General features: G+C 46.3%; 15 protein-coding genes. 5 read left to right on the top strand and 10 right to left on the bottom strand.

Features of this window, described 5'->3' with window-relative positions:
• Nucleotides 1-45: 45 nt before the first annotated feature.
• Nucleotides 46-3,540 carry a transcription-repair coupling factor gene (mfd, locus tag MMG82_RS10540; protein WP_241406835.1) on the top strand — a complete coding sequence of 1,165 codons (3,495 nt, stop codon included), beginning with the start codon at nucleotides 46-48 and terminating at the stop codon, nucleotides 3,538-3,540.
• Nucleotides 3,540-4,538 carry a peptidoglycan binding protein CsiV gene (locus MMG82_RS10535; protein ID WP_047535965.1) on the top strand — a complete coding sequence of 333 codons (999 nt, stop codon included), beginning with the start codon at nucleotides 3,540-3,542 and terminating at the stop codon, nucleotides 4,536-4,538. The genes mfd and MMG82_RS10535 overlap by 1 nt, the downstream gene beginning before the upstream one ends.
• A gap of 117 nt (nucleotides 4,539-4,655) precedes the next feature.
• Here MMG82_RS10535 and MMG82_RS10530 read toward each other — a convergent pair whose 3' ends face one another.
• From MMG82_RS10530 to nagZ, 3 genes are all read right to left on the bottom strand, one after another.
• Nucleotides 4,656-4,928 (bottom strand): acylphosphatase, encoded by a 273-nt coding sequence (locus tag MMG82_RS10530; RefSeq protein WP_047535962.1) that lies wholly within the window; start codon nucleotides 4,926-4,928, stop codon nucleotides 4,656-4,658.
• A gap of 566 nt (nucleotides 4,929-5,494) precedes the next feature.
• Nucleotides 5,495-6,034, bottom strand: a complete 540-nt coding sequence (gene ycfP / locus MMG82_RS10525) for an alpha/beta hydrolase YcfP (protein ID WP_241406827.1) — start codon at nucleotides 6,032-6,034, stop codon at nucleotides 5,495-5,497.
• A gap of 81 nt (nucleotides 6,035-6,115) precedes the next feature.
• Nucleotides 6,116-7,144 (bottom strand): beta-N-acetylhexosaminidase, encoded by a 1,029-nt coding sequence (nagZ, locus tag MMG82_RS10520; protein ID WP_047535960.1) that lies wholly within the window; start codon nucleotides 7,142-7,144, stop codon nucleotides 6,116-6,118.
• Nucleotides 7,145-7,527: 383 nt separating this feature from the next.
• On the opposite strand from nagZ, the gene MMG82_RS10515 reads away from it, so the two are divergent.
• Entirely contained in the window at nucleotides 7,528-8,904 is a 1,377-nt protein-coding gene (locus MMG82_RS10515; RefSeq protein ID WP_037418317.1) for an L-serine ammonia-lyase, read from the top strand.
• 111 nt (nucleotides 8,905-9,015) lie between these two features.
• Here the strand turns inward: MMG82_RS10515 and MMG82_RS10510 are convergent, their stop codons facing one another.
• The 3 genes from MMG82_RS10510 to MMG82_RS10500 form a co-directional block, all read right to left on the bottom strand.
• Nucleotides 9,016-9,801 (bottom strand): S1 family peptidase, encoded by a 786-nt coding sequence (locus tag MMG82_RS10510; RefSeq protein ID WP_047535958.1) that lies wholly within the window; start codon nucleotides 9,799-9,801, stop codon nucleotides 9,016-9,018.
• Nucleotides 9,802-10,088: 287 nt separating this feature from the next.
• Entirely contained in the window at nucleotides 10,089-10,928 is an 840-nt protein-coding gene (gene fghA, locus MMG82_RS10505; RefSeq protein ID WP_047535956.1) for an S-formylglutathione hydrolase, read from the bottom strand.
• A gap of 127 nt (nucleotides 10,929-11,055) precedes the next feature.
• Nucleotides 11,056-12,195, bottom strand: a complete 1,140-nt coding sequence (locus MMG82_RS10500; RefSeq protein ID WP_126513036.1) for an S-(hydroxymethyl)glutathione dehydrogenase/class III alcohol dehydrogenase — start codon at nucleotides 12,193-12,195, stop codon at nucleotides 11,056-11,058.
• A gap of 195 nt (nucleotides 12,196-12,390) precedes the next feature.
• Here MMG82_RS10500 and MMG82_RS10495 point away from each other — a divergent pair, with 195 nt between their 5' ends.
• On the top strand, nucleotides 12,391-13,266 hold the full coding sequence (locus tag MMG82_RS10495) for a LysR substrate-binding domain-containing protein (RefSeq protein WP_037417872.1): 876 nt from the start codon (nucleotides 12,391-12,393) through the stop codon (nucleotides 13,264-13,266).
• Nucleotides 13,267-13,328: 62 nt separating this feature from the next.
• Here MMG82_RS10495 and MMG82_RS10490 read toward each other — a convergent pair whose 3' ends face one another.
• Entirely contained in the window at nucleotides 13,329-14,618 is a 1,290-nt protein-coding gene (locus MMG82_RS10490; RefSeq protein ID WP_047539659.1) for an FAD-binding oxidoreductase, read from the bottom strand.
• A gap of 314 nt (nucleotides 14,619-14,932) precedes the next feature.
• On the opposite strand from MMG82_RS10490, the gene MMG82_RS10485 reads away from it, so the two are divergent.
• Nucleotides 14,933-15,577 (top strand): DUF938 domain-containing protein, encoded by a 645-nt coding sequence (locus MMG82_RS10485; RefSeq protein WP_047540819.1) that lies wholly within the window; start codon nucleotides 14,933-14,935, stop codon nucleotides 15,575-15,577.
• 114 nt (nucleotides 15,578-15,691) lie between these two features.
• Here the strand turns inward: MMG82_RS10485 and MMG82_RS10480 are convergent, their stop codons facing one another.
• The 3 genes from MMG82_RS10480 to MMG82_RS10470 all read right to left on the bottom strand — a co-directional run bounded on the left by MMG82_RS10480 (nucleotide 15,692) and on the right by MMG82_RS10470 (nucleotide 20,857).
• The gene (locus tag MMG82_RS10480; protein WP_047539657.1) at nucleotides 15,692-16,720 is read right to left on the bottom strand and encodes a GGDEF domain-containing protein; all 1,029 of its coding nucleotides are present in this window, start codon (nucleotides 16,718-16,720) and stop codon (nucleotides 15,692-15,694) included.
• A gap of 159 nt (nucleotides 16,721-16,879) precedes the next feature.
• The gene (locus tag MMG82_RS10475; protein ID WP_047539655.1) at nucleotides 16,880-18,505 is read right to left on the bottom strand and encodes a phosphoethanolamine--lipid A transferase; all 1,626 of its coding nucleotides are present in this window, start codon (nucleotides 18,503-18,505) and stop codon (nucleotides 16,880-16,882) included.
• A 258-nt stretch (nucleotides 18,506-18,763) separates the two neighbouring features.
• Nucleotides 18,764-20,857 carry a prolyl oligopeptidase family serine peptidase gene (locus MMG82_RS10470; RefSeq protein ID WP_047539653.1) on the bottom strand — a complete coding sequence of 698 codons (2,094 nt, stop codon included), beginning with the start codon at nucleotides 20,855-20,857 and terminating at the stop codon, nucleotides 18,764-18,766.
• Nucleotides 20,858-20,910 lie beyond the last annotated feature (53 nt).

Genomic DNA, 20,910 nt, shown 5'->3' with positions numbered 1-20,910 from the left:
CAATAAATGCAACTTTTTGTGAATGAATCCGTTTATCCCACGCCAATGACACATATTTCAGCCCTAACACCGCCCGTTGTAAAAAATGGCACTCAAATGCAAACTCTGTCGTGTATCGCCGGAGTGGGTCAAGCGGTCACCCTCGCCAGCTTGATACGCCAACACCCAGGCACCACGCTCATTGTCACCAGTGACACACCAACGGCATTGAGTCTCGAGTTAGAGCTTAATTATTTATTAGCGAACACCACCATTAAGGTGCGGCTGTTTCCTGACCGTGAAACCCTGCCCTACGACAGTTTTTCACCCCATCAGGATTTGATCTCCCAGCGTTTAGAAACCCTATCGCAAATATCCCATGCCGAGCACAGCGTGGTTATCGTGCCGGTGACAACACTGATGATGCGCTTGCCGCCGAAATCCTATTTAAGCTCCAATGTATTTGTGCTTAAAAAGGGCGATAAATATCAGCTCCATGATGTGCGCCAGCAATTAACCGATACGGGCTATCATTTAGTTGAGCAAGTTTACGAACATGGCGAGTTTGCCATTCGGGGCTCAATTCTCGATATCTTCCCTACCGGCGTAAATATGCCGCTGCGTATCGAGCTTTTCGATGATGAAGTTGAAACCATTCGCCATTTCGACCCAGAGACCCAGCGATCCTCTACACCCGTCGATGCGGTGCGGTTATTACCGGCGAAAGAATTTCCAACCGATAGCAGCGCCATCGAAGGCTTTAGACAGCGCTATCGCCGTCGTTTTGAGGTGATCGTTAAAGAACCAGAATCGGTTTATCAGTTGGTAAGCCGCAATCTGATGCCCGCTGGGATTGAAAACTATCTGCCACTGTTTTTTGATGAGGTTGCGACTCTGTTCGATTACCTGCCAAAAGACACTCAGTTAGTCACCTTGGGCGATATCGAAAAATCCGCTCGCGCCCATTTGCATGAAGTGGAAACACGATATGAAGACCGACGGGTCGATCCGCTACGGCCATTGCTTGCCCCTAAAGAACTGTATTTACTGATAGAAGAATTATTTGCCGCCTTTAAGCCGCTACCTCGCTATCAATTTGTGGCCCCAAATCCTGACACCAATGGTGCTGCGGCGCAAATTGATGCAAGAGCCTTGCCTGAGGTAAGCGCCAATCACAAATTAAAGCAGCCGTTAATCGCACTGCAGGATTATGCTGAGCAGGCGCCGAGGATGCTGTTTAGCGCAGAATCTGAAGGCCGCCGTGAAGCGCTGCTCGAACTCTTGGGTAAAATCCAGTTAAAGCCTACGGTATTTAGTCATTTTGATGAGTTTATTAAAACTGATACCAAACTTGGCTTGATCGTTTCGCCCTTATCCCGTGGTTGTGTACTGGGACTCGGCGCACAAACTGCCGTCAGCATCATCTGTGAAACTGAGCTCTTCGGCCAGCGGATTTCACAGCAGCGTCGCCGCGAAAAACAGCGTCAGATCAGTAACGATACCCTAATCAAAAACTTAGCCGAGCTGAAAGTTGGCCAGCCGATCGTACACTTAGAGCACGGTGTTGCCCTTTACCAAGGTTTAGTCACCCTCGATACTGGCGGCATTGTTGCTGAATATTTGCAACTTGAGTACTCAGGCGGCGATAAGCTCTATGTCCCCGTTTCCAATTTACATTTAATTAGCCGTTATAGTGTTGGCGCCGATGGGGAAACGCATCTTAATAAACTCGGTAACGACACTTGGGCTAAGGCAAAAAATAAAGCCATTGAAAAAATCCGCGATGTGGCCGCAGAACTTCTCGATGTCTATGCACGTCGCCAAGCACGTCCCGGTGAGAGCTGCGAAATCAATGACGAAGAATACGCCCAATTCGCTCAAGGTTTCCCCTTTGAAGAAACCGTCGATCAAGAAAGTGCAATACATGCCGTGCTCGCCGATATGCAATCGCCAACCGCAATGGACAGATTAGTTTGTGGTGATGTGGGCTTTGGGAAAACCGAAGTCGCGATGCGCGCCGCCTTTGTGGCGGTGAATGCGGGTAAACAAGTGGTTGTGTTGGTACCCACCACGTTACTCGCCCAGCAGCACTACGAAAACTTTAAGGACAGATTTGCCGACTGGCCGGTAGTGATTGAAGTGATGTCACGCTTTAGAACCGCCAAAGAGCAGACCCAAGTGCTAAAACAGCTCGAAGAAGGCAAAGTCGACATCGTGATTGGCACCCATAAGCTGCTGCAATCCGAGGCTAAATTTGAGAATTTAGGCCTACTTATCATCGACGAAGAACACAGATTCGGTGTCAGACAAAAAGAGAAAATTAAAGCACTGCGGGCCAATGTGGATATTTTGACCCTCACCGCCACACCGATCCCCCGCACCTTAAATATGGCGATGTCGGGAATGCGCGACTTATCGATTATTGCCACACCTCCCGCTAAGCGTTTGGCGGTGAAAACCTTTGTACGCGAATCCGATCCCGCGACGGTGCGCGAGGCTATATTGCGTGAAATCCTCCGTGGTGGCCAAGTCTATTACCTGCACAATAATGTCGAAACCATTGAAAAATGTGCCCAAGACATTAGTACCTTGTTACCCGAAGCGCGGGTGGTGGTCGCCCATGGCCAAATGCGTGAGCGGGATCTTGAGCGGGTGATGTCGGACTTTTATCACCAAAGATTCAACGTGTTAGTCTGTACCACTATTATCGAAACCGGTATCGACGTCCCTAGTGCAAACACCATTATTATCGAACGCGCCGACACCTTTGGTTTAGCCCAGTTGCATCAGCTACGTGGCCGTGTGGGTCGCTCTCACCATCAAGCCTATGCGTATTTGATGACGCCACATCCTAAACGTATGACTAGCGATGCTCGCAAACGTCTCGAAGCCATCGATGCCCTTGAGGATTTAGGTGCCGGTTTTATGCTCGCCACCCAAGATTTAGAGATCCGCGGCGCAGGCGAACTCTTAGGTGATGAGCAAAGCGGCCATATCTCAAAAATTGGCTTTAGCCTCTATATGGAAATGCTTGAATCGGCGGTCAAAGCGCTTAAGCAAGGTAAAGAGCCATCGCTGGCGCAAATGCTCAATCAGCAATGTGAAATGGAGCTCAGAATTCCGGCCCTATTACCTGAAGACTATGTCGGTGATGTGAATATTCGTCTGTCGCTCTACAAGCGTATCGCCAGTTGTGACAGCGAAGAAGCCTTAGACGAACTTAAAGTTGAGCTTATCGACCGCTTTGGTTTGCTGCCCGAGGCCACTAAAAACTTGATGGAAATGACTCTGTATAAACATCAGGCAACTCGGCTAGGGGCTACTAAAATTGAGGTACACGCTAAGGGTGGCAGTATCGAATTTAGCCAAGATCATAATATCGACCCAGGCTTTATCATTGGATTACTGCAAAGTCAGCCACAAATCTATCGAATGGACGGGCCGAATAAGTTAAAGTTCATGCTCAGCGCCGAAACGGCAAAAGAGAGGCTCGCGTTAGTCAAGCTCTTGCTCGAACAACTATCTCAACATCAATCGCAACATCGTCTTGGAGATAAATAGTGTTACGTCAACTCGCGGTCTCTATCGCTACACTTATTGCACTTTCACACAGTTCACTTGCCCGTGCTGAGGCGTGGTTCGAGGTTGAAGTCTATATTTTCGAACGCCAAAGCCAGTCAACTGAACAATGGCCTATGGCCCCAATTGAGACGAAAACCAATAGTGCAATCGACCTGATCTCACCGGTTGTAGGTCAGGCTGTGGTATCCATGAGTAATGAGTCTGCGCCTTGCACACTTGTTTATGATGCCGATGCCAATAGCCATTGCGCAGAAAACACAAATACGAATGCCACTAGTAACACCGATAATAGCACTACAAGCGGCTTAAGGATCACAGGCCCAAGCACAACGACCACCCAGTACCGTTACCCAAGCATGATCCCATCGGAAATCGGCAGTAGCAGCCAAACCTACGCCAAACTTGGCAGTGGCCCGGTATTACTCGCAAGCAACCAAGGTCAGTTTTCAAGTATCGTTAATAGCTTATCCAGAGAACGTGGTAATCGCAGTCTACTGCATATGACATGGCAGCAACCTATGACGGGTAAAAGCGGCTCAGTGCCTGTTCGCCTATTTGCTGGTAAGGATTTCTCCGCCAACTACCACTTCGATGGCCGCCAAATTGTGCAACAAGCGTTAAACAGTTCGATGCAAAATACTCAAAGCTCCCAAGGAATGGCTTTAGAAAGTTCGGCACCATTGCTGCCCTCTCCTGTTTGGCAACTTGATGGCACGTTAAATATTTATCTCAGCCACTACCTCTATATCGAAACGGCCTTAAATCTTCGCAAAGAAGGACGTAAGTTAATGCCTGTGCCGACCGATGAAACCAGCACAAATACTAATGCGACGCCTGTTAAAGTGATGACGCCTTACCTGATGTCTATTCCGCTGGAACAGAATCGCCGAGTGAAAAGTGATGAGATTCATTATCTCGATCATCCCGAAATGGGCATGGTGATCCAGATCCGTAAAATGGCGCAACCTAGCGCATAAAACGCCAGCCGATCAATGCTAAATAAAAAGCGGTAATACGAGTGTAATTACCGCTTTTTTTATCACCAATAGCTCCATGACCATTCAAGACTCATCGAGACTGAATTTAGCAGCAAATCAGCGCACTATTGAAAAATCCAGATAAATATCATCGCCTTGGTCTTCTTCCACCCGCACCATTAATCCATCGGTGCAAGGCACGCCTAACTCACACCAGGCAATAAGATTATCTACAGCAGGATTACTGCCCTGTGCGAGCACTTCGACACTTCCATCGACGCAATTAGTCACATAACCTGTCACGCCCAAGGCTCGAGCCTTTGTCAGTGTCGCATGCCGACAGCCCACACCCTGTACGGTTCCCGTTAATTTGATTAGCACCCGTTTCATTTAAGACTCCTGAACAAGGTTAGCTTGTTATTCTCATGCGAGTTTAAGCATAGCCGAGATTTGAGCTTAGTTACGTTATAAATGTGTTAAGTGATGGATTTACTGAGTGAAACAAATGAAATGAAACGCATAAAAAAACAGCTAACAAGACCGCTGTTAGCTGTGTCGGGCGACATACGCAAAAGGTTGTCCATAAATGGACTAATGGCATAAAAGTTTGTAGCATTTTGTAACAAACTATTAAGACGCGCTACTTTACACAATTAATTACAAATTTCAACAAAATGATAGATAAATCCACTCTTACAGTACTTATTTAATGCTTTTTACTGAAATAGCCAACCAAACCAATAATATATACCGTCAACCATTCCAAATATGAAATATATCGATATACCAATACATGACGCTCGGTAGCATAAGCAGCAACCCCGTACATATAACGAACTGAAATATGGAAATGAGCGAAGGCTAAGGCTGGCAATCACACGAAAACCAAACCTATTCCCCTACAAATGAGTCGCGATGCGCGGTCTAATGATGAGCCTGCAAACGAGTATTAACCGTTAACTTAGCTTAAAAGCTTTGATTTTAGGCAAATGGGCCGCTAATTGGGGGAATTTATGGGGTTGAGTTTCATCCCATTCGATAGGGTAAAAACAACTGAGTTCACTGGACGTTGCTTGACTGTCGAGCACTTCATCAAAACGAGACAGAATGCACATCGCTTTGTGGGTATTCTTCAACCTAAACTCTGAAACACACTTATTGGCGATGTCGGCATACTCTTCCGGGCGATCAATTTTCCCTTGCATTGTCTCTTCTGGATGAAGATTGGGATTGATCAACACCGACTTTAACCCATTTAAAAAGCCAATTCGCTCAGCCCAATACGCCCCCAAACCGACGCCCACCATTAACGGCGTGGGATCGTCGCTATACTGCATTTGCTTGGCGACCTCTTTCAATAAATGCTGCATATCATGCTTGGGGTGCAAAGTGCTATAGCTGATAAGCCTTACATCTGGGTCAATAAACTGCAACTGACGCATTTTTTCGTGATTACCAGGGCTAGTCGCATCGAATCCATGAAGATAAAAAATCATATTGAGACCTTTTAACAATCTGCCAAACACGGCGTATGCCACTAACCCTAGCAAATATTCATTGCAGAACCTTGCGCTACATCAAACTTTTGCCTGTTGTGCGAGTTGGATTTGCTCGGCCAGCTGCTTGGCATTTTCCCAACGAGCACTATTTTCTAATGCGATAGCAGTCTGCGCCGCATTAGGTTTAAGTAAACTCGCCGGATGTTTTGGTGCAGCAGAAGGCCATACAAAACCGTTTAAGAGTGACATAACACCTGGATTATCATTACAAACCAAAATCATATCGCAACCCGCATCCAACGCAGCTTGGGCGCGGCCTAAATAATCTCCCGCAAAAGATGCGCCCTTCATCCCCAGATCGTCGGAGAAAATCACTCCATTAAAACCCAGATCTTTGCGAAGGATCTGCTTTAACCAATAGGTTGAAAAGCCCGCAGGATTGGGGTCAACTTTAGGGTAGATCACATGGGCAGGCATAATGCCTGATAATTTACCTTGAGCGATCAACTCCTTAAACGGCAGAATATCTTGATTAAAAATCGCCTCAGCCTCACGTTCATCGATAGGTTGCGCAATATGGGAATCTGCCGCCACACTGCCATGACCAGGGAAATGCTTACCCACAGCCCCCATGCCCGCCTCGGCCATACCCTCAATAAAACTCTGCGCTAACGCAATCACTTCATCGGGCTTTGCACTAAAACTACGTTTGCCAATGACTTGGCTGATGCCGTTAAGATCGAGCACAGGCGCAAAGCTTAAGTCGATGTCACAGGCGAGTAACTCGATGGCCATTAAAAAACCCAGCTCACAGGCCCAACGTTTCGCCAATGCCATCTCGCCCTTAGCCGCTGGCAAAATATCCCCCATGGCCGGAATAAGCGTAAAACCTTCGCGAAAACGTTGTACTCGTCCGCCCTCATGGTCGACGGCAATCAAAATCTCGGGACGAATTTGGCGAATCTGCTGCACCAAGGCAATTAATTGCCCACGGCTAGTAAAGTTGCGGGAAAACAGGATCAAACCGCCCACTTGCGGATGGCGCAGCATCTCAGCTTCAGCCTCACTGACCTCTAAAGACAGCAGATCCAGCATTAGATAACTCATAATTCTCCCTAAAATTTCTTATTCATACTCAAAAAATAACCATAGCGATACTGGCTACGGGGTTCACAAAAATCCCCAAAAAGCGAGCCATTTACCGTCAAATTTTACCCAAAACCGATAATGTAGGCCATTAAATCGACATTAATGATCCGCTAATTAAGCTCAGCTTATCCGAAGACTTTCTAATAAAAAAAACTAATGTGAATCTTGATACTGATTTATGGGATACTGAACATAAGCGTATCACACAAGCCTATTTTTACGTGGATAGTGCCTGCAGTTTGCCAGAGTTGATGCCCTAAAAACCAGCGTATTAACACCATAACTGCAAAGTTCATCCGCACACACTAAAATAAAAATCGAGACACAACAGGACTTCAATCATGATTAGCGTATTCGATATGTTCAAGATCGGCATTGGCCCTTCGAGTTCACACACTGTTGGCCCCATGAAAGCGGGCAAAATTTTTATGCAGCACCTTGCTGATTCGGGCCAGATTGCCCAAGTGGATGAATTAAGAGCCGAACTCTTTGGTTCCCTCGGCCAAACAGGCAAGGGCCACGGCACAGGTAAGGCGGTCATTTTAGGCTTGATGGGTGAAGATCCTGAAACCGTCGATACCGACAGCATCGATGGCATTCTTGAGCAAGTGTCTAAAAATGAAACCCTCAGCCTCAGCTGCGGCAAAGTAGTCAAGTTTACCCGTGAAGACGGCATTACCTACCACAGACGTAAAACCCTTCCCGCCCATGCGAACGCCATGACACTTTATGCCTACAGCAAAGGCGAATGTATTTTTGAGCGCACTTACTACTCTGTCGGTGGCGGATTTATCTTAGATGAAGATGAAATCAACCAACGTAATGCCTCACCAGCATCGCAAATTGAATCAGCACCTTATGATTTTAACAGCAGCGCCCAATTACTCGAACTTTGTACTGAACATGGCTTAAGCATTTCATCCTTAATGATGGCCAACGAACTTAGCCTTGCCAGTGAAGAAGAGGTCAAAGCCAAGCTGTGGAATATCTGGCAAACCATGAAAACCTGTATCGAAAGAGGTTATCAGAAGGAAGGTATTCTGCCTGGCGGCTTAAAGCTGCGTCGCCGCGCGCCAGCACTCTATCGTCGCCTCAAAGCCGAAGGCCGTAACAACGTCGATCCATTAACCGCAATGGATTGGGTCGATTTATTCGCCCTCTCGGTAAACGAGCAAAACGCAGCAGGCGATCGCGTTGTGACTGCACCAACAAACGGTGCCGCAGGTATTATTCCTGCCGTGCTTTGTTACTACGATACCTTCGTGCAAGAAGTCGATATCGACGTTTGCGCCCGTTACCTGTTAACCGCCGCTGCAATTGGTATCTTGTATAAGAAAAATGCCTCGATCTCAGGCGCTGAAGTTGGCTGTCAAGGTGAAGTCGGCGTAGCCTGCTCAATGGCGGCAGGCGCCTTAACCGAGATTATGGGCGGCACAGTCGAACATGTTGAGAACGCAGCTGAAATTGGTATGGAACATAACCTAGGCCTAACCTGCGACCCCGTAGGTGGCCTAGTACAAGTGCCTTGTATTGAACGTAATGCAATGGGCGCAATCAAGGCCATTAACGCCTCACGTATGGCGCTGCGCGGCGACGGTAACCACAAGGTATCACTGGATAAAGTGATTAAAACCATGATGGATACAGGTAAAGATATGCGCAGCAAATACAAAGAAACCGCCAAAGGCGGCCTTGCGGTGAACATTGTCGAATGTTAATCCACTCAAGCTGTTAATTAACTTAAGTTTTTAGCACTGTAATGCCGCGCTTAACCGTTCAAACCTAAACGATTAAGCGCGGCATTTGTTTATCTTGTACAATCTAATGCCTTAACTAGCAGGACAGGTTTCTGGCGATATCCCAGATATCTGCCAAAGCGTTTTCTCGATCCAATCCCTGAAATAGGCAATACGTGAGTAATGTTCAATCACACCATACTTGCCTTCTTCCCAATTGGTTGACTCAGCATTTTGCCATGAGCTGACACCGATAAGGCAGACTGAATTGATCGAGACGAGATACGCGGGGCCGCCCGAATCTCCTGGGCCACTAATCCCCTCCAATGGTAAGGCATTCGCGTCGCGGTCAAAGATAAATTTCAGCCATTGCTCCTGCACCCCAACTACGGCATTGTGTGCCGCGCGCAATTGTTTGTCGGCCGCCACAACGCCCACTAGCCCATTACCAAAATCGCCACGTCCGACGAAGGTAGCGATTTTACCCGTTTCGGTTGAGGCAGGATTCAATTTAGCGAGTGTGGCGTCTTCAATTGAAGACGCCAATTGAACCAATGCAATATCATAGGGAAAGTGTCGTTCTTTCCAAAGTGGATGTTTTATCACGTTTTTAATCGAGTAAAAATCCTTTTTAAATTGCACTTTATTGCCAGTCGTTAGCTCATTAGCCACATGCGCCGCAGTCACAATCCATTGCTTATCAATAAGGCTGCCAGTGCCAAGCACAATGTCTTCACCTTTATAGCGCCCTAAAAAGGTGACCGTCGAATTATCGCTTTGAGCCGCTACTTGATATTTCGCGTCATCCACATCATGCCTGATAATCATGGCATTGGCGGTACTCGTTATCGCCAGTAACAGCACGAACATCCATTTCATATTGAACTCCTATCCTTATGTATCTTTATTCGTCAATATTGTATTGAAAATATAGAGAATGAATCATCTTTAATTTCGAGAACTTAACAGCTTTTTCTCATTTGAGATATAGCTGCGGTGTTCAAATCATTCAGCCGCGATGGGTCAACAAGACATGCTGAATGACATCGCGATTTATCTATAGAAAATAAAATCGCGATAAACTTAAGTTCACCGCGATTTTTAATATTTAACCCTAGGCATTAACTAAGAAGTTTAATACTGAAAAGGGTTAACAATTGGCAGGGCTATTTAAAATACAAGCTATGGAATTTAAGGTGCTCTTCAATAAAGCTCGCAATAAAATAATAGCTATGATCGTACCCCGCCTGCATACGCAAATCTAAGGGATAACCTTTGACTTTGGCGATATCACTCAATGTTTGTGGCATTAACTGTGTTTCTAAAAAGCTGTCGGCATCGCCTTGGTCGACTAAAATAGGCACTTCGCTGATCGCCAATTTGAGTAACTCACAGGCATCGTATTGGCGCCAGTGCTCGCGATTTTCCCCTAAATACTCGGTAAAAGCTTTAATCCCCCAAGGCGCATTGCTTGGATTACTGATAGGACTAAAAGCCGAGATTGAGCTATATCTGTGGGGATGGGTTAACCCTATCACTAACGCGCCGTGCCCACCCATGGAGTGGCCAGATATGGCACGCTGCCCTGTCACGGGGAAATTCGCTTCAATCAGCGCTGGCAGCTCATGCACGATATAGTCGTACATTTTATAGTGGCGATTCCAAGGTGCTCTGGTCGCATTCACATAAAACCCTGCGCCGAGGCCCAAGTCATAGGCTTTATCCGGTGCATCGGCAACATCATCACCACGAGGACTGGTATCGGGAGCGACGATAGCCATTCCCAACTGCGCCGCAATACGCTGCGCGCCAGCCTTCTGCATAAAGTTTTCGTCGGTACAGGTGAGTCCCGATAGCCAATACAGTACAGGTACAGGCTTATTGGCCGCCTCGGGTGGCAGGTAAATCGCAAAGCGCATCTCGCAGTTCAGCGCCTGAGATTGATGGCGATACTGTTTGTGCCAACCACCAAAGCTCTTGTTACAGCTGATATTTTCTATGGTCATGTCAATCCCTTTCCTGTTCACTTTTAGCGGTTAGCTTGCCGTTCAAGACCCTATCACAAGCTTAAAACACATAAGCAGCAGATAAGTCGTCAGCGGTTATCTGCTGCTGTGATGACAAAGAGCGCAATTATTTATCGAAATGGATCACGCTGCGAATGCTCTTGCCTTCATGCATTAAATCGAAGGCTTCGTTGACTTGCTCAAGTCCCATAGTGTGGGTGATAAAGTCATCGAGCTTAAACTCACCTGCTAGGTATTGTTCAACGATTTTAGGTAATTGCGAGCGTCCTTTCACGCCACCGAAGGCTGAGCCTCGCCATACGCGACCTGTCACCAGTTGGAATGGACGGGTAGAAATCTCCTGCCCTGCGCCTGCAACACCAATGATCACTGATTCGCCCCAGCCCTTGTGGCAACACTCGAGCGCGCTGCGCATCACATTGACATTACCGATACATTCGAAGGAGTAATCCACGCCGCCATCGGTCATCTCGACAATCACTTCTTGAATGGGTTTGTCGAAATTTTTAGGGTTAATACAATCGGTTGCACCTAGTTTACGGGCAAGTTCGAATTTAGATTCGTTGATATCAATGGCAATAATCCGGCTGGCTTTAGCCATGGTCGCCCCAATAATGGCCGAAAGACCGATACCACCTAGGCCAAAAATCGCCACGGTCGCGCCTTCTTCCACCTTAGCGGTGTTCATTACGGCGCCCATACCTGTCGTCACACCACAGCCGAGCAGACAGATCTCTTCTAATGGCGCAGTTTTATTGACCTTAGCCAATGAAATTTCAGGTAATACAGTGTACTCAGAGAAGGTAGAACAGCCCATGTAATGGAAAATTGGCTGACCATCTTTATAGAAACGCGTGGTGCCATCTGGCATTAAACCTTTGCCTTGAGTCGCGCGGATCTTCTGGCACAGGTTTGTTTTACCCGATAAACAGAATTTACATTCACCGCATTCAGGCGTGTAGAGAGGGATCACATGGTCGCCCACCTGCACGCTGGTCACGCCTTCGCCCACTTGCTCAACAATACCACCGCCCTCATGGCCGAGGATCGCTGGGAACACGCCTTCAGGATCGTCACCACTTAAGGTAAACGCATCGGTATGGCACACCCCAGTCGCCACGATGCGCACTAATACTTCGCCGGCTTTAGGTAACATCACATCGACTTCTTCAATCTTGAGCGGCTGTCCCGGCCCCCAGGCCACGGCGGCCTTTGACTTGATAAACTGTGGTTTTTCGTTCGACATGCTTGTCTTTCCTTCTTTTAATCAATGGGCTTATCAATTTACGGCTTATCCTAGCCCTACTCGCTTGTAAGCATAGATTGAGGCGGACGGATAAGCTTAAAAATAGTGTGCGGTAATGCAGTCATTCGATTGTATTTATTTCCTGAGGATTGATAATCTAGCATTTTGGCAATTCATTTTTACTGAGAAGCAATAATGTACCTTTGGGATGGCATATCAGAATTTGTAGCAGTAGCCGAAGCCGAGAACTTTACCTTAGCCGCACAGCGCCTCAATGTGTCCACCGCCCACGTGAGTCGGCAAGTCGGCGCGCTGGAAAATCGCCTCGGCACTAAGCTGTTTTACCGTACGACGCGCAAGGTATCGCTCACCGAAGAAGGCACGATTTATTATCGCCATTGCCGCCAATTGCAGACAGGCCTCGAGGAAGCTGAGCGAGCGATTACCGATCTTAAAGACTCGCCTCAAGGGCTGATAAAACTCACCGCGCCCGTAGCCTACGGTGAAAAATTTATCATGCCGTTACTCAATGACTTTATGGTGCAGTACCCGAGCGTGGAATGTAATGTTGACTTGACTAACAGAACCTTGGATTTGATTGAGGGCGGTTACGATTTGGCTATTCGCCTTGGCAAACTCGCCGACTCCAGCCTAATGGCCAAACCCTTGAGTAGCCGCACCCATTATGTGGCCGCCTCGCCCAGTTATGTTGAAAAATACGGTGAGCCCCATACGCTTTCGGAGTTAAATCAACATAATTGTCTGATCGGGAATCACAATTACTGGCGCTTTATTGAACATGGCCGCGAGCGCAATATTAAGGTACGCGGCAACCTTATCTGCAACAGCGGCTATGCCCTGCGGGATGCAGCGTTAAAGGGCATAGGGATAGTACAACTCCCTGATTATTATATTGAAGAAGATATTCATGCAGGCAAACTTATCTCCTTCCTCGACGCACACCGCGAAGCCAAAGAAGGCATTTGGGCGCTCTACCCCCAAAATCGTCATCTGAGCGCCAAAGTGCGGGTTTTAGTGGATTATTTAGCTGAAAAACTGGCGAGCAGTTAACTCACAACAATTAATCCAATATGAGTGACAATCATCTCGCTTTCGTCAGACGCCCCACCTGTTTAGCGCCAGTTTTCCCTGAGGGTGTAATACAACATACCGAGTGCCAGTGCCTGATTACCAAACCATTCATTCAGCGGGATCCGGATATGACGCATGGCGGCGAAGAGATCGAACTCTCGCATTTGACCATCGATCGCCTGCCCCATGATCTCGGCCATGATATGGGAAGTTGCCACGCCATGGCCGGAATATCCCTGACAATAGAAGATATTCTGAGTAATTTTGCCCAGCTGAGGAATACGGTTAATCACTATCCCCGCCATGCCAGCCCAGGCAAATTCAATATCGACGCCCTTTAACTGGGGGAAAGTACGTTCAATCGCCGGGCGCAGCTCAGCGGCAACGTTTTTAGGATCGCGGCCGCTGTAATTGGTGCCACCGCCAAACATCAAACGGTTGTCGGCAGTTAAGCGGTAATAATCCAGCACGAAGCGGCAATCATACACGGCCAAATCCTGTGGATTAAGTTGCTTAGCTAACTCAGCTGGCAATTGGGCTGTCGCACAATTGCCAAGGGAGGCAGGAAATAACATGCCCCGTAGCTTGGGACGGCCCAATTTGTGGTAGGCATTGCCGGCGATGAGCACGCTGTTTGCCTTAACCGTTCCTTTTGGCGTGACCACGGTTGCAAGCTCTCCTTGCTGAATATCCAGCACCTGCGAATGTTCAAAAATCTGCGCGCCTAATGAGGCCGCGGCTCGCGCCTCACCAAGGCATAGATTTACCGAATGCAGATGCATATTGCGCCGATTGACTAAACCGCCGTGGTACAAGGGCGAGGCTAAATAGGTGGGCATCTCCTGCTCAGGCACTAAGGTCATAAACTCCCCCATGCCACGGCGATTAGCCTCGTCGAACATTTGCTGTAACTCTGCCATATGTGCGGGGCGATAGGCCGTCTGGATATGACCAAATTTTAAATCACAATCAATGTTGTACTTCGCCACTCTACTTTTGATGATATCGTGCCCACGCCAGCGAAGATCCCACACATAATCCTCGGCATCCTGACCAAGATGACGCCGTAATTGCTTGGTCATCGCTGCATCGCCAGATAGGCTTCCGGTCACTTGACCACCATTACGGCCAGTCGCGCCCCAAGCAATTTTATTTGCCTCTAGTAATGCGACTTTGTAGCCTTTTTCAGACAACTCAACCGCTGTTGCAACACCAGTAAACCCACCGCCGATGATGGCAACATCTACACGAAGATCACCTTCAAGTTCTGGATAATCAGACTCTTGCTTAATAGTGGCATTGTAATAAGAGGCGCAGCGTTTGGCTGACATAGGGTTTCCTTACACGATGTTATTATGATTTTTCGTTTAATATTTTTTACAAACGTTCAGAATTTTTGAGTATAACGAAGCTATTATCATGGTCAACAGAAGAATGCCCCTGACAGGGAAATAAGCGAGTTTGGCAAAACAGCTTAAGCCATTGGATTAACGAGGTTAGTGACTTAAGCTAGGCACCACCCGCTAGGATGGTAATAGAATTGACCCTGCGTTATTGTCTCAAGGGTAATCGCCATCAGAAAGACGCATTTCACAAAGATTTATTTAACAATAACTTGTCTAACAATGACCTATCAGGAGAAACTATGCCGCAGGATATACAACCTCAAACAACTGATGTTCTGCCCTTTTCTCAAGCCTGTGAAAATAATAAAGCGCCTATTCTTGCGGTATTAAAAACCGCTTTTGCCAATACCAAACAGGTACTTGAAATTGGCAGCGGCACGGGACAACACGCCGTTTATTTTGCGGCGAATCTCCCTCAGCTTTTTTGGCAAACGAGCGATCAAGCGCAATATCTTGAGGGCATTAGTGCAAGATGTTTACAACAAGGTCATCAACTTGGCGTTCATAATCTTGGCTTACCTATTACACTTGATGTATCACTACCTTGGTCTATCAACGGCCCCCATATCGATGCAGTATTCAGCGCCAATACCTTACATATTATGAGTAAACCCAAGGTGGAAGCATTTTTTAATGGCTTAGGAGAGTATTTACCACAGCTCAACACCCTATGCCTGTACGGGCCTTTTAACTATCAAGGTCACTTTACCAGCGACAGCAATCGGCGATTTGATGACTTATTAAAACAAAGAGATAGTGAAAGCGGTATTCGAGATGTTGAATGGATTGTCACCCTTGCCCAAGCCCAAAACTTAACCTTAGTCGAAGATATCGCCATGCCCGCCAACAATCGCTTACTGCATTTTAAGCATTTATTGGCGTAAGGCGCTCAATCCTGAACCCAAGATTCGCATCAGTGAAGCATAAGGATGCTGTGACTACTTACACTTAAACCATTATACATACGCCCTCAAACTATACTGATAATAAGCAACAACTCAGCCACGCACGCAATTACGGCCATCAGATTTAGCTTCATACAGGGCTTTATCCGCTCTGCTAAACAAGGTTTCTGCATCATCGCCCTTTTGCAAAGAGGCTAAGCCAATCGACACCGTAATGGCGCCCAATGAGAGTTTTTTATCTTTGCCTATGGCTAGGCGCCGCTCGGAGATCCGCTCCCTCAAAGTCTCGGCCACTTGCAGCGCATCATGAAAATGGGTATTAGGCAGCAATACCACAAATTCCTCACCGCCGTAACGGGCGACAAAGTCATCACCACGCACACATTGTTTTAAAGCCAGCGCAACATAAGCCAAGACTTTGTCGCCGATTTGATGCCCATAGGTGTCGTTAAATATCTTAAATCTGTCAATATCCACAAGTAATAAACTACAACGGGTTTGTTGTTCCTCCGCACGATGGATATGGTCTTGAATGGCAATTTCGTAAGCTCGGCGGTTATGTAACGAAGTCAATTGATCTGTCATTGCTGCCAGACTTAAATTTTCCATTTCAGCTTTTAAGTTTTGTACTTCTTGTCCCATGGCATTGAGGCTCTGCTCCATGGCTTGGTTATTAACCAATAGGCTCTGCATTTCATCAAGCACCCCATCGACTAATTGATTTAACGTATTCACATCGGGCGTTGATTGCAGTTGCAATCCAAAATCCGCCAAGGTGCTTGTAAATGCTTCCGTCCCTTGAGTTAACTGAGTAATTTTACTGATGAGAGAGTTAATCAGTATCTGAGTTTCTATCTGGACATTCTCAATGACTTCAGGGGACTTCTCTTGAATAAAATTCTTGTACAGACTGGTATTCACTTCTTTGGTGAATACGACATTGTTAGCAAGAAAACCATCAATAGCACGATTTAGATCTAAGTTTGACTGAGCAAAATACTCATACCAAACGGTGTAGTTTTCTGGCGTAACCGGTATATCAAGCGCAGACATTTGCGGTACAGCTAAACGTAAAATTTGAGCCGCTGAATCGAGCTCTTTATTTGCTGCAGGAAAAGACATGAATCATGCATCCATGAGTTGTTATAATTTTGTATAACTTAAGTTAACTCAACTGCTTCATTTTGGATACTGGGTAAAATGATTATTATGATGGCGCGCAAAAACAAAAAGAGGATGTTGCCATCCTCCTTTAATTTTTTATGTTATGCCAAAAGCGGCTCAACCTCGGCAGCGGGCAAAAATATCCAATTCAGGCTGATAAACCTGAGTTTGAACATTCATTAATCCCAATAGGCTATCGAATAAATTGTCATGGGAAAATCCCCCCTTTTCGGCTTCTTTGGCAAGACAGGCCATATTCAAATGATTGTCTTGACTAAAATCCTCAGAAAACCAAGCCAGCATAGGAATACTCGTTTGCTCAATGGGCGCAATGCTGTAAGGGGCGCCATGCAAATACATTCCTTTTTCACCCAAAGACTCGCCATGATCGGATAGATAGAACATGGCAGTATCAAATTTTTCTTGCTGTTGTTTAAGCTTATTGACGACTTCACTGATGATGTAATCGGTATACAAAATAGTATTGTCGTAGGTATTCATTAACTCCTCAGTGCTGCAATTTTGGATATCGCTACGTGGGCAATCCGGGGTGAATTTACGGTGCTCTGGCGGATAACGGAGATAATAAGTCGGTCCGTGACTGCCAATAATGTGTAACGCAATCACAGTATCTTTTTGCTCGGCGTTAGCTAATGCTTCATCAAGTTTGTTCAACAAAACTTGATCAAAGCAATATTGACCGGAGCACAACTCAGGATCGCTCTTTAAATCGATAGTGATGTTCTCAACCTGATCGCACACGCCTTTACAACCCGAGTCATTATCAAACCATTGCACCTTAATCCCGCCATGATTCAGTACATCAACGGCCGTGTCTTGGGCATAGGCACGGCGGGAATCATAGTCATCGCGTCCCATGCGGGAAAACATGCAAGGCAGCGATACTGCGGTTGCCGTTCCACAAGAATGGCTATCCTTAAAGACCAGTAATCCTTGCCCCTGAGTATGGGCGTTAGTCGGTTTATCATAACCATAGTATTGATAGTTCATCGAACGAGCCGTTTCCCCAACCACCAGCACTAATAAATTGGGCTTACCGTTGGCATTGGGACTGACATTTTTTGCATCCAAGCCAAGCTGTTCATATTTGATTGGTGTTTGTAGGTAATGCACATTGATGTACTTAGCCGCCGCACCAATAAAATAGGTCGGCACGATATAACGCTTAATCTCATCATTATTGCGGCCAAAGGAAGCGTAGTCTTGGAAATAGAAGAAAGCGATAATCCCAAGCCCTGCTAACATCGCCAGCATAAACAAAACTTTATGTAGCAACTCTTTGAAAAATGGCTTGTATTGGATATCAGCTTTGTAAATCAAATAGGCTGGCAAAATCCCCGTAAGCAGCATATTGAGTATGGAAGCAAAATTGACATACATCAGCGCTTCAGCGCTGTTGGTTTGAAAGGTGTTTTCAATCATGCCGTAATCAAACACGATATTGTATTTTAAGGCCGCAAAAAACACGCTAGATGATAATAAAGTGAGGATGATAAAAAAGGGCTTTAGCAGATACTTCACTGTAAACAGCGAAAACACAAAACTCAGCGCAAAGATCAAAAATAACGGCATACTGGCGATAAAAACCGGATCGACATCAGGTTGTTTTTCAATGCCTTTTTTGATGATTTCAAACAGTGGGATATTAAAAACGCAAACGTAAAATAATGCGGTGATAAAAGTGAAACGATTCACGGTTAGGGTTTTAAATCTCGTCAGCACTGGTTATGGTCTCTCAAATCAATAGTGGGCCGAAGCTAACTTAGTTTTCTTAAGGCAATCTTATGCCCTACAATTTGCGCCATCTTAGCAAGTCGTCAGATTCTCCTCAATTAAATAATCTTTATAATTAACAAGTTATAATACAGATTAAAAAAACGGCCGAATCTGAAGGCATTCGACCGTTTTTGACTCCCCAACCTATAGGGACTTGCTCGGAACTAACCCCAGCTTGTTAATTTACTGCGGTAACAAGTGCGATTATTTTAACTGCTGTAATAAGTAGGCAAACGCCATTGAATTTAGTTCCGCAGCTTGATTATTATCTGCAGCCCCAGCATGCCCACCTTCGATATTTTCATAGTAAAGCACATCAATACCCATATCCTTCATCTTAGCCACCATCTTGCGGGCGTGCCCTGGATGTACCCTGTCGTCACGGGTTGAGGTGGTAAAAAACACCTTAGGATAATGCACGTCTTTATGCAGATTATGATATGGCGAGTAGGTTTTAATGTAGTCCCACTCCTGTGGAATATCAGGATTACCGTATTCCCCCATCCAACTGGCTCCCGCGAGTAACTTGTTAAAACGATACATGTCGAGTAATGGCACTTGGCACACTACGGCATTGTAGAGATCGGGACGACGGGTAAAGGCAGCGCCCATTAGCAAACCACCATTACTGCCGCCTTGAATACCTAAATGCTTGCTCGAGGTAATCTTACGGGCTATGAGATCCTCGGCGATGGCTTCAAAGTCCTCGTAAGCCTTATGACGATTCTGCTTAAGCGCCGCTTGATGCCACGCAGGACCATACTCGCCGCCACCTCGGATATTGGCCAGTACATACACACCGCCCTGCTCTAACCAGTTTTTACCAATAGTGGCTGAATACGCTGGGCGAAGAGACACTTCAAATCCACCATAACCATAAAGCAATGTTGGATTGCTGCCATCGAGCTTAAGATTTTTTGCCATCACCACAAAATAAGGCACTTTGGTACCATCCTTTGAAGTGGCAAAATATTGCTCGGTTTTAAATTTATCCGCCGCAAACTGCTGAGGCATACCTTTGATTTTTTGAGGTTTAAGCGTCTTAGCATTGACGGTATACAGGCTCGATGGCTCAAGGAAGCTAGTGTAGTTGACGAAGAAATCGTCACTGTCACGCTCCATATCCATCACAGTTAGCGCACCATTGGCCTCAAAGGGCACTGGCGTGCTTTGCCATGCGCCTTTTTCATCTTGCTCGTAGCGAACCAGCTTGCTCTTCACGTTATCGAGCCAATTAACAAAAATCGCGCTCTTACTGAAACTTAGCTGCGCGATAGATGCTGTTGGGGTTGGGCTCACAAATTCAGTGAAGGAGACTTTTTGGGCAATTAGATCGGCCACATTAGCGAACACCACAGCGCCTTGGCTGAATGTCGCCGCAGGCGTTGCTAAGTCACTTTTTAGCTCAATAAACAATTTGCCTTGGAAATAGCCTTTAATCTCAGCATCTTGTGGGATGGGTAGTTTAATCAGTTTGCCGTCTTGATAAACATATTGGGTGGCGGTGTAAAAGGTATGTGCTTCTGTGACTAGGCTCAGCGGAGATTTATCGTCGAACATCACCCAACCCGATACTGCCACCGAGGTTTTATCACCACTAAAAATCGTTTTCGCTTGCTCAAGTGGCGTACCACGTTGCCATAACTTAACGACACGGGGGTAACCTGAGTCCGTCATGCTTTGGCCATCGCCAAAGTCGGTGCCGACAAATGCTTGGTCTTTATCTATCCAACTTAGGCTAGATTTCGCTTCTTTTAAAAAGAATGGCTTATCTTTTGCTGGCACAAAATCTTTGGTGGTTAAATCAAATTCACGCACTTCGACCGCATCTGCGCCGCCACGGGATAAAGACACAAAACAACGTTGATTATCGGGATATTGGCAATCAATGCTCTTAAATACCCAGTTAACCGATTCCAACTTACCTAAAGCATCGACATCAAGCACGGTTTCCCACTTGGGTTGCGCCTTTGTGTATTCTTCCATCGTGGTGCGACGGTAAATCCCCCGTACATGGGTATCGTCCTTCCAAAAGTTATACAGCTTGTCGCCGATGTGTGTGGCGTAAGGAATACGCTCTTTGTCATTGAGGATAGCGAGGCTATTTGCAACTAAGGTATCAAACCCTTTGAACGCTTTAATTTCAGCGGCAGAAGCGGCATTTTGGGTCTTAACCCATTCCATAGGCTTGGCGCCTTCAACCTCTTCAAGCCAAATATACTTGTCTTCTTGCGCGTGGACTTGAGCAGTCATAGTGAGCACACCTGCGATGCACCAAGGCAGTAATTTACGATTCATGTTATTCCTTTTTAAACAGAGTCCTTAAACAGAGCCCTTAAATTGAGTCCATC

It is taken from the genome of Shewanella sp. MM_2022_3 (genome assembly GCF_022557375.1).
Lineage (GTDB): Bacteria > Pseudomonadota > Gammaproteobacteria > Enterobacterales > Shewanellaceae > Shewanella > Shewanella xiamenensis.
The sequence above is the reverse complement of the archived record's forward strand: the minus strand, read 5'-3'. Positions and strand labels throughout refer to the sequence as shown.

Coding starts and splice junctions, on each gene's coding strand:
- mfd (WP_241406835.1), top strand. CDS start 46: ATGACACATATTTCAGCCCTAACACCGCCCGTTGTAAAAAATGGCACT.
- MMG82_RS10530 (WP_047535962.1), bottom strand. CDS start 4,928: ATGAAACGGGTGCTAATCAAATTAACGGGAACCGTACAGGGTGTGGGC.
- ycfP (WP_241406827.1), bottom strand. CDS start 6,034: ATGATTTTTTATCTTCATGGATTCGATGCGACTAGCCCTGGTAATCAC.
- nagZ (WP_047535960.1), bottom strand. CDS start 7,144: ATGAGTTATCTAATGCTGGATCTGCTGTCTTTAGAGGTCAGTGAGGCT.
- MMG82_RS10515 (WP_037418317.1), top strand. CDS start 7,528: ATGATTAGCGTATTCGATATGTTCAAGATCGGCATTGGCCCTTCGAGT.
- MMG82_RS10510 (WP_047535958.1), bottom strand. CDS start 9,801: ATGAAATGGATGTTCGTGCTGTTACTGGCGATAACGAGTACCGCCAAT.
- fghA (WP_047535956.1), bottom strand. CDS start 10,928: ATGACCATAGAAAATATCAGCTGTAACAAGAGCTTTGGTGGTTGGCAC.
- MMG82_RS10500 (WP_126513036.1), bottom strand. CDS start 12,195: ATGTCGAACGAAAAACCACAGTTTATCAAGTCAAAGGCCGCCGTGGCC.
- MMG82_RS10495 (WP_037417872.1), top strand. CDS start 12,391: ATGTACCTTTGGGATGGCATATCAGAATTTGTAGCAGTAGCCGAAGCC.
- MMG82_RS10490 (WP_047539659.1), bottom strand. CDS start 14,618: ATGTCAGCCAAACGCTGCGCCTCTTATTACAATGCCACTATTAAGCAA.
- MMG82_RS10485 (WP_047540819.1), top strand. CDS start 14,933: ATGCCGCAGGATATACAACCTCAAACAACTGATGTTCTGCCCTTTTCT.
- MMG82_RS10480 (WP_047539657.1), bottom strand. CDS start 16,720: ATGTCTTTTCCTGCAGCAAATAAAGAGCTCGATTCAGCGGCTCAAATT.
- MMG82_RS10470 (WP_047539653.1), bottom strand. CDS start 20,857: ATGAATCGTAAATTACTGCCTTGGTGCATCGCAGGTGTGCTCACTATG.